The organism is Brevundimonas sediminis, from assembly GCF_048799765.1.
Lineage (GTDB): Bacteria > Pseudomonadota > Alphaproteobacteria > Caulobacterales > Caulobacteraceae > Brevundimonas.
Genome location: NZ_JBLYQK010000002.1, coordinates 40,681 through 59,579, shown reverse-complemented (window position 1 = coordinate 59,579; position 18,899 = coordinate 40,681). Strand labels below are relative to the sequence as shown.

At 68.1% G+C, this 18,899-nt stretch carries 18 protein-coding genes; 10 read left to right on the top strand and 8 right to left on the bottom strand.

Annotated elements, in window-relative coordinates:
- Positions 1-16: 16 nt before the first annotated feature.
- Entirely contained in the window at positions 17-577 is a 561-nt protein-coding gene (gene hslV / locus ACLQ7T_RS01765) for an ATP-dependent protease subunit HslV (protein WP_420477850.1), read from the bottom strand.
- Positions 578-718: 141 nt separating this feature from the next.
- Between hslV and ACLQ7T_RS01760 the strand changes: the two genes are divergently transcribed.
- Together ACLQ7T_RS01760 and ACLQ7T_RS01755 are read left to right on the top strand one after the other, a co-directional pair.
- On the top strand, positions 719-1,108 hold the full coding sequence (locus tag ACLQ7T_RS01760; RefSeq protein WP_420477849.1) for a BLUF domain-containing protein: 390 nt from the start codon (positions 719-721) through the stop codon (positions 1,106-1,108).
- Positions 1,109-1,152: 44 nt separating this feature from the next.
- Positions 1,153-1,914, top strand: a complete 762-nt coding sequence (locus tag ACLQ7T_RS01755) for a HesA/MoeB/ThiF family protein (protein ID WP_420477848.1) — start codon at positions 1,153-1,155, stop codon at positions 1,912-1,914.
- Between the two features lie 39 nt (positions 1,915-1,953).
- Here the strand turns inward: ACLQ7T_RS01755 and ACLQ7T_RS01750 are convergent, their stop codons facing one another.
- Complete coding sequence (locus ACLQ7T_RS01750; RefSeq protein WP_420477847.1) at positions 1,954-3,987, bottom strand: alpha/beta hydrolase family protein; 2,034 nt, start codon at positions 3,985-3,987, stop codon at positions 1,954-1,956.
- Between the two features lie 65 nt (positions 3,988-4,052).
- Positions 4,053-5,039, bottom strand: coding sequence for a 2-hydroxyacid dehydrogenase (locus ACLQ7T_RS01745; protein WP_420477846.1), 987 nt, complete (start codon positions 5,037-5,039; stop codon positions 4,053-4,055).
- 68 nt (positions 5,040-5,107) lie between these two features.
- Here ACLQ7T_RS01745 and ACLQ7T_RS01740 point away from each other — a divergent pair, with 68 nt between their 5' ends.
- The 6 genes from ACLQ7T_RS01740 (at position 5,108) to ACLQ7T_RS01715 (ending at position 9,949) form a co-directional block, all read left to right on the top strand.
- Positions 5,108-5,671 (top strand): SH3 domain-containing protein, encoded by a 564-nt coding sequence (locus ACLQ7T_RS01740; RefSeq protein ID WP_420477845.1) that lies wholly within the window; start codon positions 5,108-5,110, stop codon positions 5,669-5,671.
- A 118-nt stretch (positions 5,672-5,789) separates the two neighbouring features.
- Entirely contained in the window at positions 5,790-6,311 is a 522-nt protein-coding gene (gene fabA, locus ACLQ7T_RS01735) for a 3-hydroxyacyl-[acyl-carrier-protein] dehydratase FabA (protein ID WP_420478001.1), read from the top strand.
- Between the two features lie 62 nt (positions 6,312-6,373).
- Positions 6,374-7,609, top strand: coding sequence for a beta-ketoacyl-ACP synthase I (gene fabB, locus ACLQ7T_RS01730; RefSeq protein WP_420477844.1), 1,236 nt, complete (start codon positions 6,374-6,376; stop codon positions 7,607-7,609).
- 93 nt (positions 7,610-7,702) lie between these two features.
- Entirely contained in the window at positions 7,703-8,500 is a 798-nt protein-coding gene (locus ACLQ7T_RS01725) for an enoyl-ACP reductase FabI (RefSeq protein ID WP_420470589.1), read from the top strand.
- Positions 8,501-8,517: 17 nt separating this feature from the next.
- Positions 8,518-9,678 carry a benzoate/H(+) symporter BenE family transporter gene (locus ACLQ7T_RS01720; RefSeq protein ID WP_420477843.1) on the top strand — a complete coding sequence of 387 codons (1,161 nt, stop codon included), beginning with the start codon at positions 8,518-8,520 and terminating at the stop codon, positions 9,676-9,678.
- Between the two features lie 94 nt (positions 9,679-9,772).
- Positions 9,773-9,949 (top strand): YegP family protein, encoded by a 177-nt coding sequence (locus ACLQ7T_RS01715; RefSeq protein WP_420477842.1) that lies wholly within the window; start codon positions 9,773-9,775, stop codon positions 9,947-9,949.
- On the opposite strand, the gene rimM is transcribed toward ACLQ7T_RS01715, so the two are convergent.
- From rimM to ACLQ7T_RS01695, 4 genes are all read right to left on the bottom strand, one after another.
- Positions 9,946-10,470, bottom strand: a complete 525-nt coding sequence (gene rimM / locus ACLQ7T_RS01710; RefSeq protein WP_420477841.1) for a ribosome maturation factor RimM — start codon at positions 10,468-10,470, stop codon at positions 9,946-9,948. The genes ACLQ7T_RS01715 and rimM overlap by 4 nt on opposite strands.
- A gap of 122 nt (positions 10,471-10,592) precedes the next feature.
- A complete protein-coding gene (gene rpsP, locus ACLQ7T_RS01705) occupies positions 10,593-11,138 on the bottom strand; it encodes a 30S ribosomal protein S16 (RefSeq protein WP_420477840.1) in 546 nt (181 codons plus the stop codon).
- Between the two features lie 24 nt (positions 11,139-11,162).
- The gene (gene ffh, locus ACLQ7T_RS01700) at positions 11,163-12,686 is read right to left on the bottom strand and encodes a signal recognition particle protein (protein ID WP_420477839.1); all 1,524 of its coding nucleotides are present in this window, start codon (positions 12,684-12,686) and stop codon (positions 11,163-11,165) included.
- A gap of 201 nt (positions 12,687-12,887) precedes the next feature.
- Positions 12,888-13,277: a hypothetical protein gene (locus ACLQ7T_RS01695; RefSeq protein ID WP_420477838.1), complete on the bottom strand. Its 390-nt coding sequence runs from the start codon at positions 13,275-13,277 to the stop codon at positions 12,888-12,890.
- A 161-nt stretch (positions 13,278-13,438) separates the two neighbouring features.
- Here ACLQ7T_RS01695 and ppc point away from each other — a divergent pair, with 161 nt between their 5' ends.
- Complete coding sequence (gene ppc, locus ACLQ7T_RS01690; protein ID WP_420477837.1) at positions 13,439-16,135, top strand: phosphoenolpyruvate carboxylase; 2,697 nt, start codon at positions 13,439-13,441, stop codon at positions 16,133-16,135.
- 135 nt (positions 16,136-16,270) lie between these two features.
- Positions 16,271-16,570 (top strand): UrcA family protein, encoded by a 300-nt coding sequence (locus tag ACLQ7T_RS01685; RefSeq protein ID WP_420477836.1) that lies wholly within the window; start codon positions 16,271-16,273, stop codon positions 16,568-16,570.
- A 60-nt stretch (positions 16,571-16,630) separates the two neighbouring features.
- Here the strand turns inward: ACLQ7T_RS01685 and ACLQ7T_RS01680 are convergent, their stop codons facing one another.
- The gene (locus ACLQ7T_RS01680) at positions 16,631-18,766 is read right to left on the bottom strand and encodes a M3 family metallopeptidase (RefSeq protein ID WP_420477835.1); all 2,136 of its coding nucleotides are present in this window, start codon (positions 18,764-18,766) and stop codon (positions 16,631-16,633) included.
- Between the last annotated feature and the right edge of the window lie 133 nt (positions 18,767-18,899).

The window sequence follows — 18,899 nt, the reverse complement described above, 5'->3', positions numbered from 1 at the left end:
ACTCACCACTCACTCTTCAGTCCCCCAGCGTCTCCACCGTCAGGTTGCCGTTGGTGTAGACGCAGATCTCCGCCGCGATCGCCATGGACCGCCGCGCAATCGTTTCAGCGTCCAGATCCGTGTTGTCGATCAGGGCCCGCGCCGCCGACAGGGCGTAGTTGCCGCCCGAGCCGACCGCCGCCACGCCGTACTCCGGCTCCAGCACATCGCCCACACCGGTGACGGTGAAGATCGAGTTCCGGTCGGCCACCAGCAGCATCGCCTCCAGTCGCCGCAGGTAGCGGTCGGTCCGCCAGTCCTTGGCCAGATCCACGCAGGCGCGGGCCAGCTGGTCCGGATACTGCTCCAGCTTGGCTTCCAGCCGTTCGATCAGGGTGAAGGCGTCAGCTGTCGCGCCGGCGAAACCCGCCAGCACCTTGCCACCCGCCAGCGTCCGGACCTTGCGGGCCGCGCCCTTGACGATGGTCGGCCCCATCGAGACCTGGCCGTCGCCGGCGATAACCGTGCGCCCATCCTTACGTACCGCAAGGATCGTTGTGCCGTGCCAATCGGGGAATGAGGATGCGGTGTTCATCATCTCTTTCAGATGGAGACCGAAATGCGGCGCGGCAAGGGAATCCTGTTGGATTTCAACGATACGCAAGCGCCACATTGTTACCAATGTAACCCGTTACATAGATAGATTAAGCCCCTTGGGGGACATTGTTGGGGTTGGATCGTGCTGCATCGTGTGATTTACGCCAGTGAAGCCGTCGGCGCGACCGGCGTCTCGACCATTTCGCTCGCCCATATTCTCGGCGCGGCGGAGGCCAACAACCGGCGCGACGCCATCACGGCCTCGATCATGTTCCACCGGGGTCAGATCCTGCAGGCCCTTGAAGGCTCCCGCGCGGATCTGGACCGGTTGATGCGACGGTTGCTCGAGGACCGCCGCCACACCGGGCTGCGCATTCTGGTGGATACCCCGATCGCCGATCGCGCGCTGAGCGAGCCCATCAGCGTTTGCCCCGACCCGGACGCCATTCTGGAGAAATTCGGCGCGTCGGAAATTTCCCGCCTGACGGCAAACGAGGCCGAGGCCATCCTCGAGTTCAAGGCCGCCGCCTGACGCCGGGAGGTGACGTTCATCGCTCCAGCGCCTAACTGGAGCGGGTGACCTTCTCCGAAGATGAAATTGAACGCTACGCCCGCCATCTGGTGCTGTCCGAGGTGGGCGGCCCTGGTCAGCAAAAGCTGAAAGCCGCGCGCATCGGCCTGATCGGCCTGGGCGGCGTCGGCGCCCCCGCGGCGCTGTATCTCGCCGCCGCCGGCGTCGGAACCCTGCGGTTGATCGATCACGACCAGGTCGCCCTGTCCAACCTGCAACGCCAGATCCTGTTCAACACCGCCGACACCGGACGATCCAAGGTCGCCGCCGGCGTGGAGACCTTGGCGGCCCTCAACCCGCACGTCGGCCTCGAGCCTCGCGCGGAACGGCTCTCGGCGGACAATGCCGCCGACCTGATCGCGGATTGCGACGTGATCATCGACGGAACCGACGACTTCGGCGCCCGGTTCTGCGTCAACGCCGCCTGCGTCCGGCAGGGGATTCCGCTTGTCTCCGGCGCACTGGGCCGCTGGGACGGCCAGGTCGGAGTGTTCCAGGGCCGCCCCTGCTACCGGTGCCTTGTCCCGGAAAGCCCGCCGGACGCCGAGACCTGCAGCCGCGTCGGCGTCGTCGGCGCCCTGGCCGGAGTCATCGGCGCGATGACGGCGCTCGAGGCGATCAAGCTGATCACCGGCGCGGGCGCGCCCCTGACCGGCCGCCTGCTGCTCTACGACGGCCTGGCCGGCGCCACCCGGACCGTCCGGGTCGCCCCCGACCCCGACTGCCCGGTCTGCCACCCTCCGTCCCCTATCGCCGCCTCCGGCTGAAGCGTGATCACCTCGGGACCGGCGAGCGCTCGAACCGGATCAGCCGAAAGCCTGGCGGAACAGGGCGACATAGCGGGTCATCAGTTCCTGCTCCCGGACATCCTCCCAGTCCGCATGCCCGAAGTTCTCCACCTCGATCAGATCGACGGTCTTCCGCGCGGCGCGCAGGGCGTCGCGCATACGTCGTGACTGGATCAGCGGCACGATGCCGTCGTCCTCCCCGTGCACCAGCAGCACGGGACAGGCGATCTCCGCCGCCCGACGTCGCGGCGAGGCGGATTCCAGTTCAGGCCCGACGACCGACCGATCGCCGATACGTTTGGTCCAGAATTCGTAGATCGGTTGGCCCGGCGTATCGTCCTCTCGCTGCTCCCACGCCAGCATGTCCGGCAGGTCGTACACGCCGCAGATGCCGATGGCGGCCTTGTAGAGGTCCGGGCGCTTCACCGCGCCCATCAGGGCCGCATAGCCCCCGTAGCTGGTGCCGATGATGCCGACCCTTGAGGCGTCCAGGCCCCTTGTGGCGATCGCATGGGCGACGGCGTCCTCGACGTCCTCCTGCATGCGCGTGCCCCAACGGGTCCAGCCCTGCTCGGCGAAGGCCTGGCCGTAACCGCCCGACCCGCGGAAATTCGGCCGCAGAACCCACCAGCCCTGGGCGGCGAATACCTGGGCCTGCCGGTTCCAGTCGGCGGTGTCACGCACTTCCGGCCCGCCATGGGGCAACACGATCAGCGGTCCCGGCGCGGCGCCGGGAGGCGCCGTCAGGTAGGCCTCGATGGTCGCGCCGTCCCGTGTCGGAACCTGCAGGATCTCACCGGCGCCCAGCCGCGTCGGGTCCAGTTCGCGGGACTGCCCGACGTTGACGATCACCCGCGCCGTCTTGTCATAGAAGAACCACGCGCCCGGCTCGTTCGGACCATTCACATAGGCGATGAAGCGGTTCCTGGACCGGTCCACGTCGGTGAGGAAGACGTCACAGGTGTTGTCGAAGAACCGGTTGAGCGCACGGTGGTGGGCCGCCAGCGCCGGCTCCGCGAACTCATACTCCAGTCGCTCGCCGTAATAGGCAGCGCCCAGATAGTGCCCCGCGGAATCCAGCAGACCGCCCAGAACATCCCGCCCCGGGCGGGCGTTCAGGGGCGGACCCAGGCGGGTCGTCGCCAGATCCATTTCACGGACGCTCTGGACATCCTCGCCGTCCAGGCGGGCGATGACCAGAACCACGCCGTCGCGTCCGGTTTCACCGACCCACGCGAACTCGGGCGCATCGCGGATACGACTGCGGCGAGCCAGCTTCCATTCCGTTTCACCGGGCGCCCGGACCATGATGCTCTCCATGGTGCCGCGGCTGTTCACATCGTGGCGCATGACCGGCACGCCGTTGACCGTCCGCCACGTGTAGGTCCCCGCCCCGCCGCGCTCCAGCCGGGTGGCCGCTCCGGTATTCACATTGACACGGTGCAGCGCCAGGACCCCGTCCGCCTCCCACGCCGCCATCAGAATGTTGTCCGGATCGTTCGGCAGCATGTCGATGATGCGCCCCATGTCGAACGAACCGCGCATCCGCGTCCGCTGGTCCGCGAAAAGAACGACCGGATCCCCCCGCGTCGCGTCGATCGAAACCACGCGGCGCATGAAATATTCGATGCTGTCGCTGCGGATATTGGTCCCCGCCTGCGATCGCCGGCCCGTTTCGCCCCGGATGATCACGCTGACGAGCACACGATCGTTGCTGGCCCACTGGATCGAGCTGATCCAGACCGGCCCCAGCTCGATGCGGCGACGCTGGCCTTCCGGATCGGCGGCGTCGATGAAGTCGACGGCGCTGCTCGGCGCGACATCCGTGCCCTGATTCTCACCGACGGCGATCCGGTTGCCGTCCGGCGACAGGCCGACGCCCACTGACCGGGTCGGTTCGAAGAATTTGCTGAGAGGATAGGCGCCCGGCGCGCCCTCTGCGCGCGCGGCATGCGGCGCGATCAGCATCGCGCCCGCAAGCCCACCCGCGCCGAGCAGCATGGCGCGACGGGACACGGCGGCCGGCGCCGTCCTGGTCCAATTCGATTTCATCAGAATCCCCCGATACTTGTGCCGGGAAACAACCGAAGCGTGGTCAGCCCGTCAAGACCGTTCGTTCAGAACATCGCCGGGATCACCCGGTCCGGCGGGCGGTGCCCGTTGGCGAAGGTCATGATGTTGGCGATGACCCGGTCGCCCATGTCCTGACGCGCCTCGATGGTGGCGGAGCCCAGATGAGGCAGAAGCACCACATTGGGATGTCCGATCAACCCCGGATGCACCTTCGGCTCGTGCTCGAACACATCCAGCCCGACTCCCGCGATGCGACGTTGGTCCACAGCATCGGCCAAGGCCGCCTCGTCGATCAGCTCGCCCCGCGCGGTGTTGATCAGGATGGCCTCGGGCCGCAGCCTCGCCAGCCGTTCCGCCGACAGCAGATGGTGGGTCTCGCGCGTCGCCGGGCAGTTGAGCGAGATCAGGTCCATGCGGGACAGCATCTGGTCGAGATCGTCCCACCAGGTCGCCCCCAGCTCCTCGGCGATCATCGGCGAGACCGGCTTGCGATTATGATAGTGCACCTGCATCCCGAAGGCCTTCGCCCGACGGGCCAGGGCCTGTCCGATCCGCCCCATGCCGACGATGCCCAGCCGCTTGCCCCACAGCTTCCGCCCGGTCATCCACGTCGGCGTCCAGCCCTCGAACCGGCCCTCCTGCATCACCTGCGCCCCCTCGACGATCCGGCGGCTGACCGCGAGGATGAGGGTCATGGCCAGGTCCGCCGTATCCTCCGTCAGAACGCCCGGCGTGTTGGTGACGATCAATCCCCGACCGACCGCGGCGTCGATATCGATATGATCCACGCCCGCGCCGAAATTCGCGATCATCCTGAGCTGCGGCCCGGCCTTCGCGATCAGGTCCGCGTCGATGACATCGGTGATCGTCGGCGACAGCACGTCGGCCCGCTGCACCGCCGCCTCCAGCGCCGCGCGATCCATCGGCCTGTCGGTCAGGTTGAGCTCGGCGTCGAACAGCTCGCGCATCCGCGTTTCCACGGCGTCGGGCAAGCGTCTGGTTAATACGACCTTAAGCCTGGGAGCGGACATTCGGAGCCTTCGGTTTCTCGTCTCCGGCTTTAATGGTCCTCCCGGTGTCTGGCAAAGCGTCTGACAAAGTGTCTGGCAAGACGGGTCGCTTCAAGCGGGCGATCCTGGCCTTGGGTGTGGTCGGCTGCGCCGTACTGGCGGGCGCGGCGAACACCATGCCCGACGGACGTCCGACGCCCAGCGGGCAGCCCGTTCCCCGCTGGCTTTCTCTCAAGTCCAGCAAGGTATTCGCGCGTCAGGGCCCCGGTCTGGATTACCCGATCCTGTGGCAATACCGGGTGTCGAACCTGCCGGTTCAGGTGGTCGCCGAGACCGAGGGCTGGCGCAAGATCTGCGATCCGGAGGGCGCGGTCGCCTGGGTTCATCGCAGCGTGGTGTCCAGTGGACGGAGCCTGCTGAACCTCACCGACGAGGAGGTCGCCATCCATGCCGGACGGTCCGCGACCTCGCCCGTGCGGGCGCGACTGTCCGCCCGGTCTCTCGTGTCCCTGAGCGAGTGCGTCGACCAGTGGTGCGAGGTGCGCGTGCGCCGGCTGCGCGGCTGGGTGCCGCAGACCGCGGTTTTCGGCGCACAGGAGCAACCGCTGTGCGACGCCAATCGCCCCGCAGGGGCAGGACGCGGCCGACTTTAGCCGCGTCCGGCGAAGACCGTTCCGTTAAAAAGTTGAGCCTCGAAGCGGGCTCGTGTAACCCGGCGGCAACATCCGGGCGCGTCTCGCGTCCGTCACCACGAGAATGTCTTTGTCCGAACTGAAATATCCGTCGTCGTTCGACTATGAGGCCCTGCTGGCTTCGGGCCGGGGCGAGCTGTTCGGCCCGGGCAACGCCCAGCTGCCGGCGCCGCCGATGCTGATGTTCGACCGGATCACCCGGATCAACGCGGACGGCGGCGAGCACGGCAAGGGCTACGTCGAGGCCGAGCTGGATATCCACCCGGACCTCTGGTTCTTCCAGTGCCACTTCATCGGCGACCCCGTCATGCCGGGCTGCCTGGGTCTGGACGCCATGTGGCAGCTGGTCGGCTTCTATCTCGGATGGATCGGCGGGCCGGGCCGCGGTCGCGCACTGGGCGTCGGCGAGGTGAAATTCACCGGGCAGGTCCAGCCGGACGTGAAGAAGGTGACCTACAAGATCAACCTGAAGCGGGTCATCAACCGCCGTCTCGTCATGGGCATTGCGGACGGGGTGATGGAGGCCGACGGCGTTCCCATCTACACCGCCACCGACATGCGTGTCGGCCTGTTCGGCGGCGCTGAAGCGACCGGCGAATAGACTCCCTATATCCCCCCAGACCGCGGACAACGCGGCGAGTGAAATATCGGAAGGAATCCAGCATGCGGCGTGTCGTCGTCACCGGCTTGGGCATCGTCTCCTCCATTGGCACCGGCGCCGCCGAGGTCACTGCGTCGCTGCGCGACGCGAAATCGGGGATCCAGCACGCGTCGGACCACGCCGCGCACGGCTTCCGCTCACAGGTCTGGGCGCCGCCGGCGCTGGGCCACACCGCCGAGGACTGGGCCCCGCACGTCGATCGTCGCGCCGCCCGCTTCCTGGCCAACGGCACCGCCTGGGGTCACATCGCCTTTGAAGAGGCGCTGAAGGATTCCGGCCTGACCCCGGAAGAGATCAAGGACCCCCGCATCGGCCTGATCGTCGGTGAAGGCGGCCCGTCGACGCAGGTCATCCTGCAGGCGGCCCAGACCACGATGGAAAAGGGCTCGCCCAAGCGCATCGGGCCGTTCGCCGTGCCCAAGGCCATGGCCTCCGGTCCGTCCGCCGTTCTGGCCACCTGGTTCGAGCTGAAGGGCATCAACTATTCGATCAGCTCGGCCTGCGCGACCAGCGCCCACTGCATCGGCGCCGGCGCCGAACAGATCGCCTGGGGCAAGCAGGACGTGGTCTTCGCCGGCGGCGTCGAGGACATCGACTGGTCCATGTCGAACATGTTCGACGCCATGGGCGCCATGTCCTCAAACTTCAACGACGCTCCGTCGAAGGCCAGCCGCGCCTATGACAAGGACCGCGACGGCTTCGTCATCGCGGGCGGCGCGGGCATCGTGGTGCTGGAAGAATACGAACGCGCCGTGGCGCGCGGTGCCAAAATCTACGCCGAAGTCACCGGCTACGGCGCCAACTCGGACGGCTACGACATGGTCGCCCCCTCGGGCGAGGGCGCCGAGCGCTGCATGAAGATCGCGCTCGAAATGGCCGGCAATCCGAAGATCGACTACCTGAACCCGCACGGCACCTCGACCCCGGTCGGCGACTCCAAGGAAATGGGCGCCGTCCGCAACGTCTTCGGCGACCAGATGCCGATGATCTCCTCGACCAAGTCGCTGACGGGCCACTCGCTCGGCGCCGCGGGCGCCCAGGAGGCCATCTACTGCCTGCTGATGATGGACAACGACTTCGCCGCCGAAAGCGCCCACATCGAAAACCTCGATCCCGAGTTCGAGGGCATGCCGATCCTGCGCCAGCGCCACGACGGCCCGCTGAAGCACGTCATGTCCAACAGCTTCGGCTTCGGCGGCACCAACGGCACGCTGATCCTCAGCAAGATCGAAGCCTAAGACACAAACTTCGGCCTCAAGCAGCGAGCGACCGCGTCGCGAGCGATAGGCCACTCAAGGAGAGCCAAGATGGCCGCTGAAACCACCTGGGACATGCCCAAGGGCGACCTCATGAAGGGCAAGAAGGGCCTGATCATGGGGGTCGCGAACTCCAGCTCCATCGCCTGGGGCATCGCCTCCCAGCTGGCCGCCCAAGGCGCCGAGCTGGCCTTCACCTACCTCGGCGAAAGCCTTGAGCGCCGCGTGCGCCCGCTGGCGGAGAGCGTCGGCGCCAAACTGCTGATCCCGGCCGACGTCACCGACGACGCCTCGATGGACGCCGCCTTCGCCGAGCTTGAAAAGACCTTCGGCACGATCGACTTCGTCGTCCACTCGGTGGCCTTCGCCAACAAGGACGAGCTGAAGGGCTCCTTCGTCGATAACACCACCCGCGACAGCTTCCTGCTGGCCATGAACATCTCGGCCTTCAGCTTCGTCGACGTGTCGCGCCGCGCCGCCAAGCTGATGCCGAACGGCGGCAGCCTGATCACCCTGACCTACCTCGGGTCCGAGCGGGTCATCCCGAACTACAACACCATGGGCGTGGCCAAGGCCGCGCTGGAAGCCGCGACCCGCTACATCGCCCGCGACCTCGGCCCGAAGAACATCCGCGTCAACGCCATCTCGGCGGGCGCCATGCGCACCCTGTCGCTGGCCGGCATCTCGGGCGGCCGGGGCCTGCACTCCAAGTCGGCCCAGTTCTCGCTGATCAAGGAAGAGACCTCGATGGAAGGCGTCGCCGGCGCCGCCCTGTGGCTCTGCTCGGATCTCGGCCGCTCCACCACCGGTGAAGTCGTCCACGTCGACGCCGGCTTCCACGCCGTCGGCCTGCCGGAAGACATCGAGGGCTGAGTCCCGGGCGCCGGCGGATGATCGCCCTGCGTCTGCCCGTTTCCGCCCTGTCGGCGGCCGCCGTCGGAACCGTGATCGGCTTCGGCGGCACCGTCGCGCTGGTGGTGCAGGCCGGGCATGTGCTCGGCGCCTCGCCCGACCAGATCGTGTCGATGGTGACGGCGCTCTGCCTCGGCATCGGCCTGCCGGGGATTCTGCTCAGTTGGCGACTGAAGGTCCCGGTCATCCTGGCCTGGTCCACCCCCGGCGCGGCCCTGCTGGCCGCCTCGACCCTCGGGGTCGGCTGGCCGACCGCCGTCGGGGCCTTCGTCATCGCGGGCGCGCTGATGGTGATCACCGGCCTCGTCCCCGCCCTGGGGCGGCTGGCGGCGCGCATTCCCGGCGGCATCGCCTCGGCCATGCTGGCGGGCGTCCTCCTGCCCTTCTGCCTCAAGCTCTTCCTCGTCTTCCCGACCGATCTCGCGCTGGCGGCGGGCCTGTTCGCCGTCTTCCTGATCATGCGACGGCTGGCCCCGACCTGGGCCCTGCCCGCCGTGCTCATCGGCGCCTTCGCCGTTCTGGCCCTGCGCGGACAGGTGACCCTGCCGCCCGGGACCGGCCTGTTGGGCCAGCTGTCCCCCGTCGTCCCGGCCTTCGACCTCAAGGTCGCGGTCAGCCTTGCCCTGCCGTTGTTCCTCGTCACCCTCGTCTCGCAGAATCTGCCCGGCCTCGTGGTGCTGAAGGCCGCGGGCTATGAGCCGCCGCCGGGCCCCCTGCTGCTCTCGACGGGTCTGGCCACCGTCGTCCTCGCCCCCTTCGGCGCCTACGGAATCAACATGGCGGCCATCGTCGCGGCCATCTGCACCGGCCCGGACGCCCATCCCGATCCGCAGCGCCGCTGGATCGTGGGGGTCCTATACGGCGGTCTCTATCTGGTCGTGGCCCTGTTCGCGGCGCCGCTGGCGGGCCTGTTCATCGCCATGCCGCCCGCCGCCCTCGCCGTCCTGACCGGCCTCGCCCTGATCGGTCCCCTGACCGGCGCCCTGCAGGGCGCCATGGCCGAACCGGACCACCGCGAGGCCGCCGTCATCGCCTTCGCGGCCACCGCCTCCGGCATCGCCCTGTTCGGCATCGGCTCGGCCTTCTGGGGCCTGCTGGCGGGCTTCGTCGCCCTCGCCGCCCTGCGCTGGAAGCGCTGACCTCACGCGCCTGTGTCCGGTCGCCGACATGGACCGGATTGACGCCCGCCCCGCTTCCGGCCCAGCGTGGAGCCATCTCACAGGGAGGACCGCCATGGCCCACAAGTTCGAGATCTACAAGGACAAGGCCGGAGAGTTCCGGGTCCGCTTCAAATACAACTCGGAAATCATCTTCTCGACCGAAGGCTACTCCGACAGGTCGGGCGCCAAACGGGCGATCGAGTCGATCAAGGCCCACGTCGGGGACGCCGAGATCGTCGACGCCGACTAGTCCGGCTCGCGCTCGCCGACCTCGTTGGGCCGCACCGCCAGCACCCAGCTGTCGGCGAGATGCAGCTCGGGCACGGCGTCCCTGGTGAAGGGCAGGTACCAGGTCGGACCACCGGCGGCCGGGGCGATCTCCAGCATGTCGGAGGCGCCGAAATTCTGGACCGACTTCACCGTGCCCAGCACGACGCCCTCGGGATCGCGGGCCTGAACCCCGACCAGGTCGGTCAGGTAGAACTCGTCCTCGTCCGGTTCGGGCAGGCGGTCGCGCGGGATGAAGAGCTTCAGCCCGCGCATCGCGTCGGCCTGCTCCTTGGTGGCGATCTCCTTCGCCCGGCCGACCACGCCGTTCTTGTCCGGCCGCGCCGAGGTCAGGGTCAGGCCGGTCGATCCGTCGGCGCGCAACAGGTCGCGATAGGTCAGCAGGGCCATCGGCTCGGCGGTGTAGGCGGTGACGCGCACCTCGCCCCGCACGCCGAAGCCGCCGGCGACCTGTCCGACCAGAATGAGCTTGTCCTGCGCCACGGGCGACCTCGCTTGGGTTTGCGCCTCAAGTAGCGCGAAGCGCCGTAGGCGCCTTCAAAAAAGAAAGGCGGCGCCCGTCGGACGCCGCCCTCCTCAGATCAGATCCGGCGAACCGGAAACAATCAGGCTTGCTCTTCGGTCGCTTCGGCGGCCGGGGCTTCCTCAGCAGCGGCTTCAGCAGCCGGGGCTTCTTCAGCCGGAGCCTCTTCAGCGGCCGGAGCCGCGGCGGCGGCGGCGGCAGCGGCAGCGGCTTCTTCCTTGGCGCGGGCGGCCGCTTCAGCGGCTTCGGCCTTGGCGGCGGCTTCGGCTTCAGCGCGGTCGGCTTCGCGCTGGGCGCGTTCGGCGGCGCGCTCTTGCGCCTTCTTGCCCGGCTGGGCCTTGTTCGGGTTGTTGCCCTGGGTCCACTTCACCTTGCCGGCCAGCGCTTCGTCCTGCGACAGGAAGCGGGCGACGCGGTCGGTCGGCTGCGCGCCCTTGGCCAGCCATTCAGCGATACGGTCGGCCTTCAGCACAACGCGCTTCTGCTCGCCGTCGCGCGGCAGCATCGGGTTGTACGAGCCAACGCGCTCGATGAACTTGCCGTCGCGCGGAGCGTGCGAGTCAGCAACGACGATGTAGTAGTACGGGCGCTTCTTGGCGCCACCACGGGCCAGACGGATCTTCAGCATTTCAGGTCTCTTTCAGGGGTCGTTCTATTTCTTGGGAGGGAAGCCCGGCAGGCCCGGAAGGCCCCCCGGAAGTTGTCCGCCGCCCAGACCCGCCATGCGGTCCTGAAGGGCTTTCAATTCATCGGCGCTCGGCTCGGGCATCTTGCCTCCGCCCATCGCCTTGAGGCGGGCCATGTCCGGACCGCCCATTCCACCGCCGCCGAGGCCGCCGAGCATGGCGGCCATCTGCTGCATCTTTTTCGGCCCGCCGCGCGACAGCGACTTGACCATGTCGGCCATCTGCCGGTGCTGCTTGAGCAGGCGATTGATGTCCTGGACCTCGACACCGGCGCCCGCGGCGACACGGCGCTTGCGGCTGGCGTTCAGCAGGTCCGGCTTCTTGCGCTCGGCCCGGGTCATCGAGGAGATGATCGCTTCCTGGCGGGCGATCATGCGGTCGTCGATGTTGGCGTCAGCCATCTGCGACTTCATCTTCGCGACGCCGGGCAGAAGGCCCATGATGCCCTGCAGACCGCCCATCCGCTTCATCTGCTGAAGCTGGCCGGCCAGATCATCCAGGTCGAACTGGCCCTTGGCCAGCTTGCGAGCCATCTTCTCGGCCTTGGCCTGGTCCAGCTCCTGGCTGGCCTTCTCGACCAGGGCCACGATATCGCCCTGGCCCAGAATGCGGCCGGCGACGCGCCGGGCGTCGAAGACGTCCAGCTGGTCAACCTTTTCACCGGCGCCCAGATATTTGATCGGCAGGCCGGTGACGGCCCGCATCGACAGCATGGCGCCGCCGCGGCCGTCGCCGTCGGCGCGGGTCAGCACCAGACCCGTCAGCGGAAGGCGTTCATGGAAGGCGCGAGCGGTGCGGACGGCGTCCTGGCCGGTCAGGCTGTCGGCCACGAGCAGGGTTTCGACAGGCTTGGCGATCGAGGCGACGTCCGCCACCTCGGCCATCAGGGCCTCGTCCAGGGTGATCCGGCCGGCGGTGTCGAGGATCAGGACGTCGAAGCCCTGCAGCCTGGCGGACGTCATCGCCCTCTTGGTGATCTGGACCGCGCTCTCGCCCTTCACGATCGGAAGGGTGGCCACCTCGATCTGCTTGCCGAGGGTTTCGAGCTGCTCCATGGCCGCCGGACGACGCGTGTCCAGCGAGGCCATCATGACCTTCTTGCGGTCGAACTTGGTCAGACGCAGCGCCAGCTTGGCCGAGGTCGTCGTCTTGCCCGAACCCTGCAGGCCGGCCATCAGGAAGACGGCGGGCGGCGTGGCGTTCAGGTTCAGCGGGACCGGCTCTTCGCCGCCCAGCATTTCCACCAGGCCGTCGTAGACGATCTTGATGACCTGGTCGGCCGGCTTGACCGACCGGATGACCTCTTCACCCGTGGCGCGCTCGGTGGCGAAGGCGATGAAGTCCTTGACGACCGGCAGGGCGACGTCGGCCTCGAGCAGGGCCACGCGCACCTCGCGCATGGCCTCCTGCACGTCCTTTTCGGACAGGGCGCCGCGACCGGTGATCCGGTCGAAAACGCCTGTAAGCCGCTCGTTCAGAGCCTCGAACATCAAAACCTCATTTGGCGTGAACCGAGGGCCCCATAGAGAAATGGCCTCTGGCGACGATCACGTCGGCAGAGGGTTCTCGCCGGGCTCGTCCTGTACGAAACAGGGGTCGTCCCGGTGGAGACGCAGGGTTCACTTGCGCCGGAAGCGGCGGCTTATGAAGGAAAGTCGGGCGTTTGTCGACTCAGGGCCCGCAGAGGCCGGTCAGACCATGATGTCCAGGAGGACCGCCTGCGTTTTTCCGCTGCGGACAGCGTCCTGCATCTGCTGCTGCAGGGTCTCTTCCAGCTTTTGCCGGACCAGCCGGGCGATCTCGTCCTCGATGGAGGCCCCCTGGTCCTCGGGCAGGGCGGCGACACCCTGCTCGGTCAGGCCCTTGCCGGACAGGATTTCGGACCGCAGCTTTTCGCGGAGCGCCTCCATCTTCTGTTCGCGCGCCCATTCCGTCAGCCCTTTCTGGCGGATTTCCTCAACCTCCGAACGGACCGCGGTCGGGGCGGAATCCGGGGCGGACGGCGAATTCTGCCGGGTCGGGTCCGTACCGGTCAGACCGGCGATGCCGCTCAGCAGACTGCTAACCAACGAAATGGACATGACATTTCCTCTGCGCGGCCGGCGGGTGGGGCGGGCCTCGGCCGGGAAACTGCAAGCCGTGCGCCGAACGCACTTTCGGTTTCGGCGTTGGCCTCAGGCGTAGCCAGTTCGGGAACCCCTGATACGGTGACGCTCCAGGACTCCCCGGAGAGAGACCCGACATGATCCAGGCCGCCGACGATCGCTTGCGTGAAGAAGTCCGTCTTCTCGGCGGGCTCTTGGGCGAGGTGATCCTCGCCGAGGGCGGACAGACGCTCTACGACCGGATCGAGGCGGTGCGGCAGGCCTCGGTCGCCTGGCATCGCGACGCCGGCGAGACAGACGCCCGCCGGCTGGAAACCCTTCTGGGTGATCTTTCCCTGGACCAGGCCGTGGGGCTGGCGCACGGCTTCGCGGTCTTTTCGCTGCTCGCCAATGTCGCCGAGGATCGGGCCGGCAAAAGGCGGGCCCAGGAACAGACCGCTTCCGGCGCCCGGCCCGATACGCCCGAAGGCGCCCTGGAACGCCTGAAGATCGTGGCGCAACCCGCCGAAGCGGCCCGGGATCTGTTGAAGACCGCGCTCATCTCGCCGGTGCTGACCGCCCACCCGTCCGAGGTGCGGCGCAAGAGTGTGATCGACCGCATCGCGGCGGTCTCGGACCTGCTGGACGCCTGCGACCAGACCGGCGCGGCCTGTGACCTCGCGACGCGGGATGCCGGCCTGCGGCGGCAAACCACCATCCTGTGGGCCACCCGTCTGGTCCGGCAGGCCGGGCTGGTGGTTCAGGACGAAATCGACACGGTTGTCTCCTTCCTTGAGCGCATCTTCCTGCACGTCGCCCCGGCCCAGCTGGCGGACTGGCGCAAGCGGCTGGACGCGCCCGACCTGGAGCCCTTCATCCGCATCGGCACCTGGGTCGGGGGCGACCGTGACGGGAATCCGAACGTCAACGGCGAGGTGCTGACGGCCGCCTTTCGGACGCAGGCGCGGGCTGTCCTGCGGTTTTACCTGGACGAGGTGAACGCGCTCGGGGCGGAACTGAGTCTGTCCGGATCGATGAGCGTGATCTCGCCGGAGCTGGCCGCCCTTGCGGACGCCTCGGGCGACCATTCGCTGCATCGGGCCGACGAACCGTATCGGCGCGTGCTGAGCCAGATCTACGCCCGCCTGGCCGCAACCCATCCCGTCCTCACCGGACAGCCCGCGCCCCGCGCCGCCGCATTTCCCGCCGAGCCTTATGACGGACCGGACGCCTTCCGCGCCGATCTGGCGGTTCTCCGGGACAGCCTGATCGCCAACCACGGCGCCGTCTTCACCGACGACCGCCTCGAGCGACTGATCACCGCCGCCGACATTTTCGGCTTCCACATGGCCACCCTCGACCTGCGCCAGAACTCGGACGTGCACGAGCGGGTGGTCGCCGACCTGCTCCGGGTCGCGGGGGTCGTCGAGGACTATGCCGCCCTCGACGAGGAGGGACGCCTGCAGGTCCTGGCCGCCGAACTGGCGTCGGGTCGCCTGTTGTTCAACCCCTACGAAACCTACTCGGAGGAGACCCTGAAGGAGCGGGCGATCCTGCAGGCGGCGGCCGAGGCGCTGCGGCTGTTCGGCCCCCAGGCGATCCGCACCCACATCGTCTCCAAGACCGACGCCGCCTCCGACTTGCTGGAGGTGTACCTGCTGCTGAAGGAGGTCGGGCTCTTCCGGCCGGAGACGCCCGGCGACTGTCCGGTTCAGGCCGCCCCGTTGTTCGAGACCATCGGCGACCTGCGCGCCGCCCGGCCGACGCTGGAACGGCTCCTGCAGGAGCCCTCCGCCCTCGCCGTCGCCCGGTCGCGGGGCGTGCAGGAGGTCATGATCGGCTATTCCGACTCGAACAAGGACGGCTCCTATCTGACCTCGACCTGGGAGTTGCACGAAGCCTCCCGCGCCCTGCTGCAGGTCACGGATGCGGCGGGACTTCGCTTGCAGCTCTTCCACGGACGCGGCGGCGCTGTGGGGCGCGGCGGAGGGTCCAGCTTCGCCGCCGTGCTGGGCCAGCCCCAGGGCACCGTCGCCGGTCGCATCCGGGTGACCGAGCAGGGGGAGGTCATCGCCAACAAGTACGGCGAACCCGAGGTGGCCCGGCGCAACCTCGACGCCCTGACCTGCGGGGTGCTCCTGCAGTCGCTTCAGCCGCCGGCGGACGAGCGGATGAGCGATCGCCACGGAACGACCCTGAGCGCCATGTCGTCCGCCTCGATGGCCGCCTATCGCGCCCTGGTGTACGAGACCCCGGGTTTTGTCGACTATTTCCGCGCCGCCACCCCGATCGCCGAAATTGCGGACCTGAAGATCGGCTCGCGGCCGGCGTCGCGCACCCGCTCGACCGCCATTGAGGACCTGCGGGCCATCCCCTGGGTGTTCAGCTGGAGCCAGAGCCGGGTGATGCTGCCGGGCTGGTTCGGGTTCGGCTCCGCGGTCCAGGGCCTGCCGATGGGAGAGCTCCAGGCCATGCACCAGGACTGGCCGTTCTTCCGCACCCTGATCCAGAACATGGAAATGGTGATGGCCAAGTCGGACATGACCATCGCCCGGCGCTACGCCGGTCTGGTGCCGGACGCCGGCCTGGCGGACGCTATCTATGCCGCCATCAGGGCCGAATGGGATCGGACCCATGACGCGCTGCTGGCCGTCACCGGCCAGTCGAACCTGCTCGGAGGACAGCCCGAACTCGACCGGCTGATCCGGCTGCGCATGCCGTATGTCGAGCCCCTGAACCATGTGCAGATCGAGCTCATCCGGCGACGTCGGGCAGGCGATGATGATCCCCGCGTCCGGGAAGGCATCCTCCTGGCCCTGAACGGCGTCGCCGCCGGGCTCCGCAACAGCGGCTGAGGACCGGCCGGATGTCGGCGATTTAATGCGACGTCTCGATTTCGCCGCGGAAGTCTCACGGGCCTGAAACGGGCGCGGCTCATAGGGCTGTCCGTCGCCGCCCCCGAGCGACGCAGCGCTCCACAGGAGACCGCCATGAAGACCCTCGCTTCCCTGACCGCAGTCCTTGTCCTCGCCGGCGCCGGCGCCGCCTCGGCGCAGGAGGCCCGCATCAGCTGGGCGGACCTGAACCTGTCGACCGCCGCCGGCGCGGCGGCCTTCGATCAACGGGTTGAGGCCGCTGCGCGCGAGCTTTGCCGCCACGCCCGCCGTCCCGGCAGCCGCCTCGGCGACCGGGGCTTCTGCCAGGCGGCTGTCCGCCGCGAAGCGATCCGGCAGTTGCCGGGCGCGGCGCAGGTCGACTACGCGGCCAGCCGCACCGCCGTCGCCTACTGAACCCGATCCGGAAAAGACGAAGGGCCCCGCGGATCTCGCCGCGGGGCCCCTTGCCGATCATCAGTTGGTCGGGAAGCCCCGGACCCTCAGAAGGGCCGCCACGTCAGGATCGCGACCCCGGAAGGCGCGGTAGGCCTCGCCCCGGTCGGTCGTGTTGCCCGGCGCCAGGATGATTTCCTTGTAGCGGCGGCCGATCTCCGGATTGAAGACGTCACCCGACTCCTCGAAGTAGGCCCAGGTGTCGGCGTCCATCACTTCCGACCACAGGTAGCTGTAGTAGCCGGCCGAGTAGGCGTCGGACGTGAACAGGTGGTTGAACTGCGGCAGGCGGTGCCGCATCACGATTTCCTTCGGCATGCCGTAGCGCGCCAGGCTGTCCCGCTCGAAGGCGTCGATGTCGGTCGGCGGCGTGGCCTGGGTGTGCAGGTCCATATCGACCAGGGCCGAGGACAGATAGCTGACCGTGGCGTAGCCCTGGTTGAAGGTGGAGGCGCGCTCGACCTTGTCCACCAGCGCCTGCGGCATGGGCTCGCCGGTCTGGTAGTGCTTCATGAAGCCGTCGAGGATCGGGCGCGACAGCACCCAGTGCTCGTGCACCTGCGACGGATATTCCACGAAGTCGCGCGGCGTGCCGCCCAGGGCCGGATAGTTCACCGTCGAGTTCAGCGAGTGCAGGGCGTGGCCGAACTCGTGGAACAGGGTCTCGGCGTCGTCGAGCGAGATCAGCAGGGGCTCGCCTTCACCCGGCTTGGTGAAGTTGTTGTTGTTCGAGGCAAGCACGTTCTTGCGACCGTCGTAGGTCGAGTGCGAGCGGTAGCTGGTCGCCCAGGCGCCCGAGCGTTTGCCCGGGCGGGCGAAGTCGTCCGAGTAGAACAGGCCGACATTGCGGCCGGTCGCCTTGTCGTTGACCTCGAACACCTCGACGTCCGGGGTGAAGCCCGGAACCGTGCCCTTCGGCAAGGCCTTGAACTCCAGACCGTACAGGCGCTCGGCCATGTAGAAGGCGCCGCGCTTGACCGCGCCCAGCTCGAAATAGGGCTTCAGCTCGTTCTGATCGAGGTCGTACTTCTGCTTCTTCACCTTCTCGGCGTAGTACAGATAGTCCCACGGCTCGATGTCGTGACCGGCGATGGCGCGCATGTCCGCCACTTCTTCGGCCACTCGCGCCTTGGCCGGCGCCCAGACGCGGTTCATCAGCGCCATGGCCGCCGCCGGGGTTTTGGCCATGGTGTCCTGCATGCGCAGTTCGGCGTGATTGCGATAGCCCAGCAGCTTGGCGCGCTGGTCCCGCAGGCGGACAATCTCGGCGATGGTCGCATTGGTGTCGTTGGCGTCGCCGTTGTCGCCACGGTTCACGAACTTGCGCCAGACGACCTCGCGTTGGCCCCGGTCGTCGGCGAAGGTCAGGAAGGGATCCACGCTGGACCGGGTGTTGACGATGGCCCAGCCTTGGACGTTCCGGCTGCGGGCGGCGGCGGCGGCGGCGGCCTTGTTCGAGGCGGGCAGGCCGGCGACCCCGGCCTCGGTGGCGATGACCGTCCAGGTGTTTTCGTCGGCGACGACCTTCTGACCGAAACTGGTGAAGGCGTTGGACAGGGCGGTGTTGATCCGGCCGAGTTCGGCCTTCTTCGATGCGTCGAGCGCGGCGCCGCCACGGATGTAGGCGTCGCGGCTGCGGGTGACGATGCGGGTCTGCTCGGCGGTCAGTCCGGCGGACTGAGCGTTGTCGGCGATGGTCCGGATGCGGTTGAAGAGCTTTTCGTTGAAGGTGATCTCGTCGCCGGCGGCCGACAGCAGCGGCGAGACTTCACGGTCCAGCGCCTGGTATTCAGCCGAACCGATGTTCGAGGTCATCACGCCGAACAGGGCCATCGCGCGGCCCAGAGGCTCGCCCGACATCTGCATCGCCACCGAGGTGTTGGCGAAGGTCGGGGCGTCCGGATTGTCGGCGATCGCATTGATCTCGGCGCGGCGCAGCTCGATGCCTTCCAGAATGGCTTCGCGGAGCTTGGGCGCGGTGACCTTGTCCCACGGGGGCACGCCTTCATAGGGGCCCGTCCAGACCTGCAGCAGCTCGGCGCGCGGGGTCTGGGTCGGCAGCACGGCGCGGGCGACGCGCGCGTCTTCCGCATAGCTCGCAGCCGAAGAGCCGGAACCGCCGACGGTGGCGCAGCCTGCGGTGGCGGAAAGGGCCATGAGGCTGCCTCCGGCGATGAGAAGATGGCGTCTGTGCATGGGAACTCCGTAGCGTCGCTTCGTTTCCCCGGACCCTAGGCCCGGAGCGGCCGGACTGTCACATGAACGCGACGTAACCTCCAGCCATGGACGA

Bases quoted from the DNA above. Each gene is read 5' to 3' on its own strand.
- ppc (WP_420477837.1), top strand. From the start codon at position 13,439: ATGATCCAGGCCGCCGACGATCGCTTGCGTGAAGAAGTCCGTCTTCTC.
- rpsP (WP_420477840.1), bottom strand. From the start codon at position 11,138: ATGCTGAAGATCCGTCTGGCCCGTGGTGGCGCCAAGAAGCGCCCGTAC.
- ACLQ7T_RS01725 (WP_420470589.1), top strand. From the start codon at position 7,703: ATGCCCAAGGGCGACCTCATGAAGGGCAAGAAGGGCCTGATCATGGGG.
- ffh (WP_420477839.1), bottom strand. From the start codon at position 12,686: ATGTTCGAGGCTCTGAACGAGCGGCTTACAGGCGTTTTCGACCGGATC.
- ACLQ7T_RS01745 (WP_420477846.1), bottom strand. From the start codon at position 5,039: ATGTCCGCTCCCAGGCTTAAGGTCGTATTAACCAGACGCTTGCCCGAC.
- ACLQ7T_RS01750 (WP_420477847.1), bottom strand. From the start codon at position 3,987: ATGAAATCGAATTGGACCAGGACGGCGCCGGCCGCCGTGTCCCGTCGC.
- ACLQ7T_RS01715 (WP_420477842.1), top strand. From the start codon at position 9,773: ATGGCCCACAAGTTCGAGATCTACAAGGACAAGGCCGGAGAGTTCCGG.
- ACLQ7T_RS01685 (WP_420477836.1), top strand. From the start codon at position 16,271: ATGAAGACCCTCGCTTCCCTGACCGCAGTCCTTGTCCTCGCCGGCGCC.
- hslV (WP_420477850.1), bottom strand. From the start codon at position 577: ATGATGAACACCGCATCCTCATTCCCCGATTGGCACGGCACAACGATC.
- ACLQ7T_RS01720 (WP_420477843.1), top strand. From the start codon at position 8,518: ATGATCGCCCTGCGTCTGCCCGTTTCCGCCCTGTCGGCGGCCGCCGTC.
- ACLQ7T_RS01695 (WP_420477838.1), bottom strand. From the start codon at position 13,277: ATGTCCATTTCGTTGGTTAGCAGTCTGCTGAGCGGCATCGCCGGTCTG.
- fabB (WP_420477844.1), top strand. From the start codon at position 6,374: ATGCGGCGTGTCGTCGTCACCGGCTTGGGCATCGTCTCCTCCATTGGC.
- ACLQ7T_RS01680 (WP_420477835.1), bottom strand. From the start codon at position 18,766: ATGGCCCTTTCCGCCACCGCAGGCTGCGCCACCGTCGGCGGTTCCGGC.